Annotated in this window: 8 protein-coding genes, 1 pseudogene and 1 riboswitch; of the genes and pseudogenes, 7 read left to right on the top strand and 2 right to left on the bottom strand. The window is 61.7% G+C overall.

The genetic code is table 11. The features are described from left to right. The first annotated feature begins 13 nt into the window (after positions 1–13). Together ACTG20_RS20345 and cbl are read left to right on the top strand one after the other, a co-directional pair. Positions 14–1,081 carry a sulfate/molybdate ABC transporter ATP-binding protein gene (locus tag ACTG20_RS20345; RefSeq protein WP_058058577.1) on the top strand — a complete coding sequence of 356 codons (1,068 nt, stop codon included), beginning with the start codon at positions 14–16 and terminating at the stop codon, positions 1,079–1,081. A 123-nt stretch (positions 1,082–1,204) separates the two neighbouring features. After that, on the top strand, positions 1,205–2,152 hold the full coding sequence (cbl, locus tag ACTG20_RS20340) for an HTH-type transcriptional regulator Cbl (protein WP_194495245.1): 948 nt from the start codon (positions 1,205–1,207) through the stop codon (positions 2,150–2,152). 58 nt (positions 2,153–2,210) lie between these two features. On the opposite strand, the pseudogene gbpA reads toward cbl, so the two are convergent. Together gbpA and ACTG20_RS20330 are read right to left on the bottom strand one after the other, a co-directional pair. Continuing rightward, positions 2,211–3,630, bottom strand: a pseudogene (gene gbpA, locus ACTG20_RS20335) (N-acetylglucosamine-binding protein GbpA). A gap of 65 nt (positions 3,631–3,695) precedes the next feature. Beyond that, positions 3,696–3,781: riboswitch (cyclic di-GMP riboswitch) on the bottom strand. A 265-nt stretch (positions 3,782–4,046) separates the two neighbouring features. Further along, a complete protein-coding gene (locus tag ACTG20_RS20330; protein ID WP_194495249.1) occupies positions 4,047–5,729 on the bottom strand; it encodes a methyl-accepting chemotaxis protein in 1,683 nt (560 codons plus the stop codon). Between the two features lie 276 nt (positions 5,730–6,005). On the opposite strand from ACTG20_RS20330, the gene ACTG20_RS20325 reads away from it, so the two are divergent. The 5 genes from ACTG20_RS20325 to ACTG20_RS20305 all read left to right on the top strand — a co-directional run bounded on the left by ACTG20_RS20325 (position 6,006) and on the right by ACTG20_RS20305 (position 14,318). Next, the gene (locus ACTG20_RS20325) at positions 6,006–7,850 is read left to right on the top strand and encodes a M3 family metallopeptidase (RefSeq protein WP_439987373.1); all 1,845 of its coding nucleotides are present in this window, start codon (positions 6,006–6,008) and stop codon (positions 7,848–7,850) included. A 571-nt stretch (positions 7,851–8,421) separates the two neighbouring features. Beyond that, positions 8,422–10,806 (top strand): poly-beta-1,6 N-acetyl-D-glucosamine export porin PgaA, encoded by a 2,385-nt coding sequence (gene pgaA, locus ACTG20_RS20320; RefSeq protein WP_234915295.1) that lies wholly within the window; start codon positions 8,422–8,424, stop codon positions 10,804–10,806. After that, positions 10,806–12,764, top strand: coding sequence for a poly-beta-1,6-N-acetyl-D-glucosamine N-deacetylase PgaB (gene pgaB, locus ACTG20_RS20315; RefSeq protein WP_194495254.1), 1,959 nt, complete (start codon positions 10,806–10,808; stop codon positions 12,762–12,764). Before pgaA ends, pgaB begins: the two co-directional genes overlap by 1 nt. After that, positions 12,761–14,011: a poly-beta-1,6-N-acetyl-D-glucosamine synthase gene (pgaC, locus tag ACTG20_RS20310; protein ID WP_194495256.1), complete on the top strand. Its 1,251-nt coding sequence runs from the start codon at positions 12,761–12,763 to the stop codon at positions 14,009–14,011. Before pgaB ends, pgaC begins: the two co-directional genes overlap by 4 nt. After that, positions 13,998–14,318: a hypothetical protein gene (locus ACTG20_RS20305; RefSeq protein ID WP_194495258.1), complete on the top strand. Its 321-nt coding sequence runs from the start codon at positions 13,998–14,000 to the stop codon at positions 14,316–14,318. Before pgaC ends, ACTG20_RS20305 begins: the two co-directional genes overlap by 14 nt. The last annotated feature ends 137 nt before the right edge of the window (positions 14,319–14,455 follow it).

Below are 14,455 nucleotides of genomic sequence, written 5' to 3'. Positions count from 1 at the left end.
TAAAGAGGCAGCCATGAGCATTCAGGTTCAACAACTCAACAAGCATTTCAATCAGTACGCGGCGCTGGCAGACATCAACCTCGACTTTCACGACGGTGAGCTGGTGGCGCTGCTCGGCCCCTCCGGTTGCGGCAAGACCACTCTGCTGCGGATCATCGCCGGGCTGGAGCAGGCCGACAGTGGCAGCGTCATCATCCGTGGCGAGGACGCCTCGGATCTCCATGTGCGCGAGCGCAACGTCGGCTTCGTGTTCCAGCACTATGCCCTGTTTCGCCATATGACAGTCTTCGAGAACGTGGCGTTTGGCCTGCGGGTCAAACCGCGCAGCGAGCGCCCGGCCGAGGCGGCCATTCGCGCCCGGGTCAAGGAGCTGCTGGATCTGGTGCAACTCAGCCACGTGGCCGAGCGCTATCCGACCCAGCTCTCCGGCGGTCAGCGTCAGCGGGTTGCGTTGGCCCGCGCGCTGGCGGTGCAGCCCAAGGTGTTGCTCTTGGACGAGCCCTTCGGCGCCCTCGATGCGCAGGTGCGCAAGGAGCTGCGCCGCTGGCTGCGCGAGTTGCACGACGAGCTGCACGTCACCAGCCTGTTCGTCACCCACGATCAGGAGGAGGCGCTGGAGGTAGCAGATCGGGTGGTGCTGATGAACGCCGGACGGGTCGAGCAGATTGGCACCCCGGCCGAGGTCTATGACCAGCCCGCCAGCTCCTTCGTCCACAGCTTCCTTGGCAGCGTGAACCAGTTCCGCGGTCGGGTGGCGGAGCAGGGATTCGGTGTCGGCGAGCAGCTGCTCGGCGGGCCGTCGGCTTCTCATCTGGCCCACGGCAGTGCCGCCATCGCCTATGTTCGTCCCCATGAACTGGAGATTCTGCCAGCCGATGCGCCGGGCGGGATCCGTGCCACCATCACCCGTCTGCTGCCCATGGGGCCACGCATTCGGGTGGAGCTGCGTGGCGATGGCGAAACCAAAGGGGCCCACTATGAGGCGGAGCTGAGCAAGGAGGCGGCCAAGCAGTTTGCCCCGGGACAGGGGGTGCGGCTGGTGGCCAGACAGGCGCAGTTCTATCCCGATTACCAGATTTGATGTTGTGTTGCGGGTGGCATGGCTACCCGGGTTCAGGCGCTCTGCCGGGGCATGATCCGGCCAAATAACAAAAATGAGGGGGTGACCAGCTTGTGTCACCCACTCTTCGCAGGAGGCGACAAGGTGAATTTTCAGCAGTTACGCATTATCCGGGAGGCGGCGCGGCGGGATTACAACCTGACCGAGGTGGCCAACGCCCTTTTTACCTCGCAATCCGGGGTGAGTCGCCATATCCGCGAGCTGGAAGAGGAGCTGGGGATCGAGTTGTTCATCCGCTACGGCAAGCGGCTGCTCGGTATGACCGAGCCTGGCAAGGAACTGCTGGTGATTGCCGAGCGCATTCTCAATGACGCCAACAACATCCGCAAACTGGCCAGTACCTTTGCCAACCGCGACTCGGGCCGTTTGCTGGTGGCGACCACCCATACCCAGGCGCGCTATGCCCTGCCGCGGGTGGTGAAGGCGTTTCGCGAGCAGTTCCCGCTGGTGCAGCTGGAGTTGCGTCAGGGCAGCCCGGAGGAGATAGTGCGGCTGGTGCAGACCGGCGAGGTGGATATCGGCATCAGCAGCGAGCAGCTCGACAAGAGCGAAGGGGTGGTGGCATTCCCCTACTACCGTTGGCACCACAACATCGTGGTGCCCGGGCAACATCCGCTGACAGGCGAGCGGGATCTGACGCTGGCGGCGCTGGCCAACTGGCCCATCGTCACCTATCAAGCCGGGTTGACCGGGCGGGTGCGGGTGGATGAGGCGTTTGCTGCGGCTGGCATCGAGCCGCAGATCCTGCTGACGGCGCAGGACTCCGATGTCATCAAGACCTATGTCGAGCTGGAGATGGGGGTCGGCATACTGGCCGACATGGCGTTCGACGCACAGCGGGATCAGGGGCTGGTACAGCTTGATGGCAGCCATCTGTTTGCCCCCCATACCGCCTGGATTGGCCTCAAGCAGGGGCAGTTCCAGCACAACTTTGCCTGGCAGTTTATCCAGCTCTGCAACCCCGAACTGGCGCTGGCGGATATTCAGGCCCGCGCCATGGGCAGCGAGCCTGCCATCGACTTCCAGATTTGAATCGGAAGAGACGACAGAAGGGGAGCCAATGGCTCCCCTTCTGCTATCCGGTGGCGAGTTACTTCACTTCATCCCACGCCATCTGCCAGTGGGAGCCGATACCCGGCTCGTACTGGGTGGCAGTGGTGGTCCACTGCTGGCAGTAGCCGCTGTAGGGGAAGGGCTTGCACTGATAGACCTTGCCATTTTTCGGCTGCTGCACCTTGGTGCCGGCGGCATAGGATTTGAGCGAGTTTGGGAAGACGAAGTCGTATTCGCCGCTGCTCTGCTCCTTGAACATCAGATCCATGGTCTGCTGGATGGTCTCGCCACCCGCTTTCGGAGTGGCCTTGATCACCAGCTGGTGGTGACCTGCCTTGAGCCCTTCCAGCGCCATGGTAAAGGTGTGGCTGCTGTCCTTGATGTCGGCACTGCTTTCACCCTTGGCGACGCCGCCGTGGTCATAGAGGGTGTTGGTGACGGCCAGATCGCCCTGTGCGGTGACGGTGAAATCGAGGGTTGCCTTGCCGTTGTCCAGCACATAGTCGCTGGCCAGACCGCTGACGCTGATGCTGTCCACCACTGGCGGTTGCAGCTGTTGCAGGTCAATCTCGACTCGCTCCAGTTTGCTGTTTCGCTTCAGATAGACGGGGTTCATGCCGTAGATCGGATTGAACTGGCCATCGGCTCCTTGCTGACCGGCGCGGATCAGGCTCTGCTCGGCGTTGATCTTGCTGGCGAGGGCATGAGCCCAGTTGTTCTTCTGGCCCTGCTCGGCGGTGGTGATGGTCAGCACGGTCTGCAGATCGGGGCGCTCGCCGTTGGCATCGAATACCCGGGTCATCGCCTTGTCGCCTGCCGCGAGGTCGATGGAGGGGTAGATGGTGCCGGCCTGACTCCACTCCAGCGGCGGCTGGCTGCCATCTTTGAACTTGGCATCGATGATGTTGTAGAAGCTGTTGCTGGTGTCGCCCACTTCCCACACGCCGAGGATCACCTGATAACCGGTGCGCTCCGGCAGGACACAGTTGTGGGTCACCTGCTTGGGCGGCTGCACCATGTTGCCGTCGATGACGCAGAAGGGGGTCAGGTCGAACGAGTTGCGGGTGAGCGGCTGGTTGGGGTTCCAGTCCTGCTTGGTGAGGTAGTAGCGCCAGTTGCGGGTGACGTGGTTGGCAGTGAAGGTCCAGCTGATGGCGAAGGGGCCGGGCTGTACTTCACGCTTGGTCCAGCGGTCGCTGGTCTGGATGTTCAGCTCGCTCCAGCGCGGGCTGCCCGCCGAGGCGATTTGGCCATCCTGCGGGCCGGTTTGCGGGAAGCCTGATGGGCCCTCCACGCTCTGGGGCTCCCACTGCACGCCGCCACACTGGCTGTTGCCACCGGTTTTGCACAGGTAGTTGCGGCTCTCGGGCTGGCTGATGTAGCCGGGCCAGGGCGCTGCCGCTGGCCAGCAGGGCCAGCATCGCCGCGATGTGATTGAGTTGGATTTTTGCTGCCATACATTCCTCTGTTCGATAGATGTGGGCAGTCAGTTGGCCGGGGAGATCCCCGATGCACACTTGCGTGTGGCAACCCCGCTATCCTGGACAAAACGTCTGTAGACCGGAGGCTTTGCGTCCCGACCTTTCGGTCAGTTTGCCAAATGACTAGATGGTTAGTGATGGGCCAAATGTTCGGCCATCAGCATTGTGCACTGCATTGATTAATTATTTGAAGTTAAATGTTTAAATGCGCCATTCAATGGCGCGAAAATCATTCTAACTGGCTGTTTTTAAATTGTTCTCTTATCTGTGAATGGCACCGATTAACGTTGAATATGTCGATAAGATGCATGTTGATTGCGTGTTGCTGACGTAAAAAAAACCTGCCAGCTTGGCTGGCAGGTTGGGTGACAAGGCGACACGGATTGACGCCATCAATGACGGGTGCGCTGCTCTCCGGAGGGGGGAGATACGGGAGCCATCATTGGCGCTGCAGCTGACTCCTTGCCCAGTTTGAACACCGCAAGTCGCTCATCCAGACTGCGGGAGAGACCGGCCAGCAACTCGCTCTCCTGCGCCAGTTGCGAGGCGGACTGGGACATCTCCAGCGCCGAGTCGTTGATGCCGCTGACATTGCGGTTCATATCCTCGGCCACCATGCTCTGCTGCTCGGCGGCGGTCGCGATCTGGGTCGCCATGTCGCTTACATGCTGGATGTGGTTGACGATCAGGGTGAGATCCTGCCCCGCCTGCTGGGACTGGTTGACGCTGCTCTCTGCCAGTTTGCGGCTGGTATCCATGGCGTTGGCGGCGGTGACGGCCCGTTGCTGCAGCTGGGCAATGGTGCTCTGGATCTCTTCGGTGGATTGGCGAGTGCGACTGGCCAGCTGGCGCACCTCGTCGGCCACCACGGCAAAGCCGCGGCCCTGCTCACCGGCGCGGGCTGCTTCGATGGCGGCGTTGAGGGCCAGCAGGTTGGTCTGCTCCGAAATGGCGCTGATGACGGCGGTCACTTCGCTGATCTGCATCACTCCCTCTTTAAGCTGGTTGACCTGCTGGGTGGCCTGCTCCACCTCGGTGGCCAGCGCCTTGATGCCGTGCACGCTGGCGTGAACGTCGCGGTTGCCGAGTCCTGCTTCACCGGTCGCTTCCTGGGTATCCCGCGCGGTATTTTCGGCGTGCCCGGCCACATCGGAGATGGTGGCGCTCATCTCGTTCATGGCGGTAGCGAGCTGGGCCAGCTGATCCCGCTGGCTGGTGACCGCCTGATTGGTCTGCTCGGCAGAGGCGGCGATGCGCAGGGCGGCATCCGCCACGTTGCGAGCCCCCTGGCTGGCCTCCAGCAGGGCGTGACGGATGGCATCGAGACTCTGGTTGGTGCAGCGGGCGACCACTCCCAACTCATCCTTGCCCTGTACCGGGATGCTTACCACCAGATCCCCCTTGGCGACCCGTTGCATGGCGTGGTTGATCTGGCTGAGGGGGGAGACGATGGAGTGGGTGATGCGCCAGCCCAGCAGCCCCATCAGCAGGATCACGATGGCGGTGGCGGTACCCATCTTCATGTACTGGGCCCAGATGGTCTGCTGAATATCCTGCAGCAGCATGCCGGAACCGAGGATCCAGCCCCAAGGCTGATAGCCGGAGACCATGGAGAGCTTGTCGGCGGTCTCACCGGACGGGCCGACCCACACATATTGCAGAGTGCCCTGTTTGCCCCCTTTGGCGATATCCACCATCTGATACCAGAACTGCCCGGCGGTGGCGGCACCTCCTTCACCCATCTTCTGGCCGACAAGTTCGGGACGGATGGGGTGAACCACCATGGTGCGGTTCTCGTCGATGACGAACAGGTAGTTGTTGCCATCAAAGCGGGTGTTGGTCAGCAGCTTGCGCGCCTCCTGCTGAGCCTGCTCTGCTGGCAGGGTGCTGGCCAGAAACTGGATCTGGCTCATGGCCTGCTCCAGTACCGCATTGAGCCGCGCCTCTCGCTCGCTCATCAGATTGCGCTGGAGCGCGTTGGCCGAGATAAGCAGCAGCGAGACAAAACCGACAAACGCCAGTGCGAGCAGCAAAATCAATTTGCGGCTCACGGTAATATCACCGAGCTTGAACATGACTAAACCCTCATTTCCCTGTTGATTTTATGTGGCTCTGTACCGCGGCAGCCAGTTCGTAAGAGTTAACAACTCATTTACTTTCAGTCTCTTGCCGAGCTTTCTCAAATGAGCGTTTTAACATCAGTATAGTCAGCAGACAGCAACCCCCACTTTTTGGTAGCGTGTTGATGCGCATCCCAGCGCAATTTTTGCCAAAGAGTGTGAATGGTTTGGCATTTCTTCAAAAAAAGGAGTGGGCCCCGCTGCGGGTGACCCCATAACAAGAGGGAATTTATGAGTTCCATTGCCAGGAATTACTTCAACCAGCTCAACGCCGACTACCTGCAGGTGCACAGGCGCAAGGAGGATCTCTTCTGGTCCACCTATATGGGCACCAGCGATGATCAGGCCGGTTTCACCACGGCCGAGCAGGCCTACAAGGCCTTTTGTGCTAATCCGGCCCGTCTGCCCGAATTGCGGGAGATGTTGGTGCAGGCCGACGAGGATGACCTCAAGCGCGGTCTGCAAGGCTGGATCGCCTTCTTCGAGTGCAATGTGATTGAAGATCCCGCCGCTGCCGCCCTGATGGATGAGCTGGTAGCCGCCGAGGCGGAGCTGTTCGCCCGCCGCAAGGGGCTGAAACTGACCCTGCTGGATGAGCAGGGCCAGCAGGTCGCTGGCAGCCTGCCTGCCGCCAGTACCTCGCTCGCCGCCAGCCCGAACGAGGCGGTGCGCCAGAGCGCGCTCGCCATGTTCCACACCCTGGAGCAGTGGGTGGTCGGCAACGGTTTTCTCGAGGTGGTGGCGATCCGCAACCGCTTTGCCCGCACCATGGGCTATCGCGACTACTTCGACTACAAGGTGCGCAAGAACGAGCAGATGAGCCCGGAGCAGCTGTTTGCCATCCTCGACGACTTTATTGCCCGCACCGACGCCCGGTTGCAGCAGAGTCTGGAAGAGCTGAAGGCCGCCAAGGGCGAGGCGGCCCTGCTGCCCCACAACCTGCGTTACAGCGTGAGCGGCGATGTGACCCGCCAGCTCGATCCTTACGTGCCCTTCTCGCGGGCGCTGCGGGATTGGGTCGAGAGCTTCCGCCGGCTCGGCATCCAGTATCGCGGGGCGACCCTGACGCTGGATTTGCTGACCCGGGAGGGGAAATACGAGAACGGCTTCTGCCACGGCCCGGTACCGAGCTTCTTCCAACAGGGGGAGTGGGTGCCGGCGGTGGTCAACTTCACCAGCCTGGCCGATCCGGCGCAGGTGGGCAGCGGCTGGAACGGCCTCAATACCTTGTTCCACGAGGGGGGCCACGCCGCGCATTTTGCCAATGTCACCGGCAACGCCCCCTGCTTCTCACAGGAGTTCCCGCCCACCTCCATGGCCTATGCCGAAACCCAGTCGATGTTCTGCGACAGCCTGCTGGACGATGCCGACTGGCTCAAACGCTATGCCAGAAATGCGGCGGGAGAGGCAGTTCCCGATGCCCTCATCAAGGAGATGATTGAAGCGCGTCAGCCGTTTCGCGCTTTTAACGAGCGCCAGATCGCGCTGGTGGCCTACTTCGAGCGGGATCTCTACGCCATGGCAGAGAGCGATCGCACTCCCGAGACTGTGCTGGCGCTGGCCCGCAAGTGGGAGCGCAAGATCCTCGGTGTCGAGAGCCCGCGTCCGTTGCTGGCCATTCCGCACCTTCTTAATCAGGAGTCGGCCTGCGCCTATCACGGCTACCTGCTGGCGCTGATGGCGGTGGAGCAGACCCGCGCCTTTTTCCTGAAACGGGATGGCTACCTCACCGACAACCCGCGTATCGGGCCGGATCTGGCCGCCCACTACTGGGGGCCGGGCAATGGCATGAGTCACGATGAGACTTTGCGCAGCCTGACCGGCGAGGGATTCAGCGCGGTGTCGCTGGCCGAGGCATGCAATCTGAGCGCAGCCGAAGCGTGGCAACAGGCGCAAGCCTGCATGGCCGCAGCCCAGCAGCGCCCCGCGGCGGGTGAGGGAAGCCAGCTCGATGCCCATATCCGGGTGGTACACGGCGCCGAGCTTATCGCCGACAACAGCGAGTCGGAAACCCGCATGCTGGCCGACTTCGAAGCGTGGATCCTGAGCCACAGCGCACGAGCCTCAGTTGCGTAAGCTGGAATGCTCCCGGTTCTTGAGCCGGGGGCACTCTTGGCGTGGTTCTGATGTCTGTTCGCGGCGATGACTGGCTGGTGTGACTTTAGAAATGCTGATGACACAGGCTGTCGCATGATGGTTTTGGTATGCGGATTCCAGATTAAATATGTATTCATATGAACAAGTCTCTACAGGGCAGGCCATAAGCTCATAGAACCTTATCGCTTCATATCTTTGTTTATTTTGTTAATAGTGTTTTTTGCACTCACCTTTGTGCATAAAGATTGATCTATTCATCTTTTTGAGAACCATTCCCATCTTGCCGGATTGACTAAATTGTCCACAGCTGCAAAATCGCCCACCTTGCCACTCCCGATGTGAATCGGGTTCGGAAAGCCTCAGATCTCCGCCCGGAGATGGCTGGGCCGCACATAGGAAAGGTGTGGCCGTTGCCCGCCTTTCACCCTCGAAATCAGCACACAAGTCAGGAAGCCCTCTTGCTCATCAGGCAGGAGCGGACGGGTGTGTATATCCGTATGGTCGTGCAGGGACGATATGACCAGCGTTTGTTATGGGTGGTATGTTGCGAATGAATCGCATCTTTTTGATGTTGGCGCTGTTGCCCCTGCTGGTGTGTGCCAGTGAGGTGGACAGAGTGCGTGAAGCCTGGGTGATCAAGGCCCGAGCGGGAGAGCTGGATGCGGCAGCGCACGGGCTGGATGCTCTCTATCGACAAAGTGGTGATGGCAAGGTGCTCGATGACCTGATCGCCGTGCAGTTGTGGAGGGGTGATCGCAAGGGGGCGCTGGCCGCCTGTGAGCCGTGCGAGCTCAGCCCCATCAGCAACAGTACGCTGGAAGGGGTGGCCCGTGCCGCCCGCGACGAGAAGCGCTACTCCGAGGCGATCAGCTATTACCGCATCCTGCAGGGACGCGATCCGGCCAACCGCAATGGCTGGCTCGGGCTGTTTCTCACTGCCAGTGATCAGGGCAACCGCGAGCTGGCCCGCCACGCTGCGGGTGAATATGAGGCCAACTTTGGCCGCGATCAGGCGATCCTCGAAGCCCGCATCTATGCCGCCCGCCAGGGTGAAGATCCCATGGGTGAGCTGCTGGCCCGTCAGCAGTGGCTGGAGCTGGAGCCGGATAATCCCGAGCAGGTGTTGGCGCTCTATCGGGTAGCGGTGAGCCTGGGGGCAGGCCCTGCGGCTGCAGACCTGATGGGCCGTTACCCCAAGCTGTTCAAACCGGTCGACCGGCTCTGGCTCGACTACTACCAGGCGGTCAATCTGCTGCGGATCTCGGCCCAGACCGAGGATCCGGTGCTGGCCCGCCGCTCCCTGACCCGTACTCTTGCGCTGCAAGAACGGATCCTGGCCCGCGCCCCCCACGATCATGTGCTCTATATCAGTGCCCGCCGAGATGTAGTGGTGACGCTGGTGGCCCTCGGCGAGTTTGCCCGAGCCGAACGGGAGTCCGCTACGCTGCAGGCCGAGGGGCCATTGCCTGACTATGTGCTTGAGGCGCGCGCCGATGCACTGGCCGGGCTGGGACGGGTGGATGAGGCTTCCGTGATTTACCAGCAACTGGCGACCCCTGCACGGGCCAAAGACAAACGCCTGCTGGAGAAGCGCTTCTACGCCTATTCGGATGGCGAGCGCTATGGTGCGGCACAGGGTCTGCTGGCCGGTTGGCAGGAGCCACCGACTCGCTGGGATTTCACCGGCAACATGCGGATGGCCAATGACGACTACGAGAAGGTATTGCAGCTGAAAACCTTGCTGCAGGCCTGGCGTGGTCAGGCGGGCGCCGCAGAGGCTCAGTTGGAAGCGTGGCTGCAAACCGCACCAGCCAATCCCTGGCTCTGGCTGCAACTGGGGGATATTCGCCGCTGGCGGGGCCATCCCGACGGGGCCGAGCAGGCGTATCGGCAGGCCGTGCGCTGGCTGCCTGCCGGTCGCACCGTGCTGGCCGAGCCGGGTCGCCTCAATGCCCGGCTCGACAAGGGGGACTGGCAGGGCACGCCGCAGGCCGTGCGCACCCTTGGCAACCTGACCCGGGATCGTCAGGAGTTGCAGCAGCGGCTGACTCTGGAGCAGGCGCCACAATTTGTTACCGACCTGACCCATGGCCGCAACGAAGGGGGCTCGGTGCAGGCCAGCCGTGACTGGAGCTACGACAGCCGCCTCTACAGCGCTCGCACTGATGGCGGTGATCGACTGTTTGTCCGCCGTCAAGGCAGCTTTGGCGAGTTCGACCAGCAGCCCGAGCGTGCCGCCTATACCGGGCTGGGGGCCGAGATCTTTTTCTACCCGCTGCAACTGACGCTGGAGGGGGGCTCGGGCAGCGAGCTCAACCACAAAGGCTATCTCTGGAGTCGCCTCGATTGGCGGCTGGATGATCACTGGACATTGGGTGCAGCCATCAATCTCAACAGTGCCGACACCCCGCTGCGGGCATTGGCGCGCGGCAACTACGCCGATCAATACCAACTCGATCTGGGCTGGCGTCAGGATGAGACCCGCGAGGGGGCACTGCGACTGGAGCAGATGGATATCAGCGATGGCAACCGCCGGCTGACGGCCTCCGGCTGGCTGCGTCAGGATCTCTGGCGCCGGGATCGCTGGTGGTTCGATACCACCTTGCGCGGCGCTACCTCCCGCAACGAGGCGTTGGAGGTCGACTACTTCAATCCCTTGCAGGATCGCAATCTGGAGCTGGAGCTGGCGGGGCGCTACCGGCTGCCGCTGGATGGGCGTCGCTCCCTGCTGCAGAGCCTGACCATGAGTGGTAACCACTACTGGCAGCAGGGCTATGGCAGCGATCAGGGGTGGCAGCTCAGCTATCGCCATGACTGGATCCTCTCTCCCGCTCTCAGCCTGGGCTATGGCCTGGGCCGCCGTCAGGCCATCTATGACGGCAACCCCGAGTTCGGAAATTTCATCTTCGCCAATCTGCAATGGAGTTTCATGTGATGAGACGCTGGCTTGCTCCTTTCGTTTTGCTGCTTGCACTGCTGCCTTCGCTGACGCAGGCAGCCCGGCAACCCGATGACTATGTGGTGCTCTGCTACCACGATATCGTTGATCTGAAATTGACCCCCAACCTCAAGCTCTATCCCCAGACCATCCGGCGCGACACCCTGATCCGCCACTTCAACTGGATCAAGCAGCAGGGTTATCACCCGGTCAGCTTCCAGCAGATCCTGGATGCCAAAGCAGGCAAGGCACAGCTGCCGGAGAAGGCGATCCTGCTCAGCTTCGACGACGGCTACGAGAGCTTCTACCGGCTGGTCTATCCGCTGCTCAAGCTCTACAACTATCCGGCGGTCTTTGCGCTGGTGGGCAGTTGGTTGGATGTGGCCGATGACAAGATGGTCCCGTACGGCAATGACAAGCTGCCACGCAGCTACTTCGTCGGCTGGCCGCAGATCCGCGAGATGCAGGACTCCGGACTGGTGGAGCTGGCCTCCCACACTTTCACCTCCCACTACGGGCTGCTCGCCAACCCGCAGGGCAACGTGCAGCCGGCGGTGACCACCGCAGGCTGGAGCCAGAATGGCTACGAGAGCATGGCCGACTATCGGGCCCGTATAAAAGCGGACTTCGACGCAACGGCCAGCCAGCTCAGGGAGCAGACCGGTCGGGCACCACGGATCCTGGTCTGGCCCTACGGCGCCTTCAACCAGACGGCGCTGGAGCTGGCCAGTGCGGCGGGGATGCCCTACACCTTCACCCTGGCGGAAGGGCTCAACAAGCTGAGTGACTCGGGCAGCACGGTGCGCCGCTATCTGCTGGAGGAGGACACCAGCCTCGAAACCCTGGATGAGATCATGGGGGGCAATACCTGGGAGCGGCAGGTGGAGCGCTTGGTGCACGTGGATCTGGACTATGTCTACGACAAGGATCCGCAGCAGATGAACAAGAATATCGACATGCTGCTGGATCGGATCAAGGGGTATGGCATCACCACCGTCTATCTGCAGGCCTATGCCGATGACAACGGCGACGGGGTGGCGGAGGCGCTCTATTTCCCCAACCGTCATATGCCGGTCAAGGCGGATCTCTTCAACCGGGTGGCCTGGCAGCTCAAGACCCGTGCCGGGGTCAAGGTGTTCGCCTGGATGCCGGTGATGGCCTACGACATGGGGCCGAACCATGCCTATGTCACCGACAGCCGTACCGGCGCCCCCGCCAAGGGGCAGTATCTGCGCCTCTCGCCTTGGGATCCTGCCAGCCGTCAGCTGCTGCTGGATATCTACGAGGATCTCGGTTTTTACACCAAGTTCGATGGTCTGCTGTTCCATGACGATGCGTTCCTCAGCGACTACGAGGGGCCGATGTCGCTGGCTCGTACCCCGAATGCGTTGCAGGCGCAGGGAGAGCAGAAGACCGATCTGTTGATCGACTTCACCATGGCGCTGCGTGATGCCGCCGCTCGTTACCGGCAAGGGGGCGCCGACGGTCTCAAGACTGCCCGCAACATCTATGCGGCGTTGGTGACAGAGCCGCAATCCCAACAGTGGTTTGCCCAGAGCATGGCGGCGTTTGCCAAGGCCTATGACTACACCGCCGTAATGGCCATGCCCTATATGGAGCAGGCAGAAAACCCCGATGAGTGGCTGGCCAGGCTGGCGGAAGATTCACTGGCACAGGTGCCGGCCAATCGGCTGGTGTTCGAGCTGCAGAGCCGCAACTGGCGTACCGACCAGCCCATCCCCGATGCCGAGCTGGCGCGCTGGATGGAGATCATCCAGCGCAAGGGGGTGACCAACTTTGGCTACTACCCGGATGATTTTCACAACAACCAGCCGGATCCGGCGGTGCTCAAGCCGGTCTTCTCGGTGCAGACCCAGCCTCAGCCGGCCCAGCTGCCGGTGACGCCGGTCGCAGTCAGTGCCGCTAAAGCCACCCAAGGGGAGGCGATGCGGTGAAGGATCTTCTGGAAGGGATAGCCATCTTTACGTTGGCCTATCCCAGTCTGATGGCCATGGTGTGGGTCTGTGGCGGTCTCTATTACTACTTCCAGTGGGAGCGGCGGGATATCGCGCTGGCCAAGCGGGGGCTGGAGCTCCCCTATTACCCCAGGGTGACCTTGATGGTGCCCTGCTACAACGAGGGGGCCAATGTCGAGGAGACCATCGGCCACCTGCTGCGCCAGCGCTATCCCGATTTTGAGGTGCTGGCCATCAACGATGGCAGCAAGGATGACACAGGTGCGCGGCTGGATCGGCTGGCGCAGCAGGATCCACGCCTGACCGTGCTCCACCAGCACAATCAGGGCAAGGCGATGGCGCTCAACAACGGGCTGGCGGTGGCCAGCGGGGAGATCCTGGTCGGTATCGACGGCGATGCGGTGCTGGATTATGACGCGGTGCGCTGGATGGTGAAGCACTTCATCGAGAGCCCGAGGGTCGGGGCGGTCACCGGCAATCCGCGGGTACGCACCCGCTCCACCATCATCGGCAAGATCCAGACCGGCGAGTTCAGCTCCATCATCGGCCTCATCAAGCGGGCCCAGCGTATCTACGGCACCGTCTTCACCGTCTCCGGAGTGGTGGTGGCCTTTCGCAAGCAGGCGGTCGAGGCGGTCGGCGGCTGGAGCAATGACATGGTGACCGAGGACATCGACATCAGTTGGAAGCTGCAGCTGGCCGGCTGGCTCATTCACTACCAACCGCAGGCGCTCTGCTGGGTGCTGATGCCGGAGACTGTGCGCGGTCTCTACAAGCAGCGGCTGCGCTGGGCGCAGGGTGGCGCCGAGGTGTTTCTGCGCTACGGGTTGCAGGCGATGCGCTGGCGCAACCGCCGCTTCTGGCTGCTGCTGCTGGAATATCTCTCCAGCGTTGCCTGGTGCTACAGCATGCTGCTGCTGGCGCTAATCTGGCTGATTGAGCCTGACGTGAGCGGACTGGCGGTGGGCCACCTGTTCCAGTGGAGCGGGGTGATGATGACCGCGATTTGTCTGGTGCAGTTCGGGGTCAGCATCCTTATCGACAACCATTACGACAAGCGCATGGCCCGCAGTTTTATCTGGTGTGTCTGGTATCCGCTCATCTACTGGCTGCTCAATCTGGTGACCGTGGTGGTGGCGGTGCCCAAGGCGATCCTGCGTCGTCGTGGCCAGTTGGCGGTGTGGGAGAGTCCTGACAGGGGGGAGTCGTTCCGTGACAAAACATAAGTTGGCGAACGAGATGATCATCAGCAACGGTACCCGGCGCAGCTGGAAGTATCGGCTGCGGGATCTGCTGATCCTGCTGGTGACCTGGGTCGGCTGGATTTTTCTGGCCCTGCAACCCTGGCTCAACTATCTGGAGGCGGAGGCGGAGGAGGATGAGAGCTTTATCGGCTCGCTGGATGCCATCGAAGTGGGACAACTGTTTCTGGCCCTGCTGTTCGGCATCTTCCTGCTGATCCACTCCTGGGCAAAATACAATAGGCTGCTGCACCGGTTGGTGGGCAAGCGAACGGCCTCAAAAGCGCCGTAATCATGAGGGGCCGGTCGGCCCCTCACTTTTTATTACCGGTCACGGGCAGCGAAACGGGCGGGGTATCCGGAGCATTTTTCCGGGCCGGTTTGCCATAGCGATGTCGCCGACACTCCCAAAACCAGTCGTTTTTCCCC

Source organism: Aeromonas sp. 84A (assembly GCF_051919345.1).
GTDB lineage: Bacteria > Pseudomonadota > Gammaproteobacteria > Enterobacterales > Aeromonadaceae > Aeromonas > Aeromonas veronii.
The sequence above is the reverse complement of the archived record's forward strand: the minus strand, read 5'-3'. Positions and strand labels throughout refer to the sequence as shown.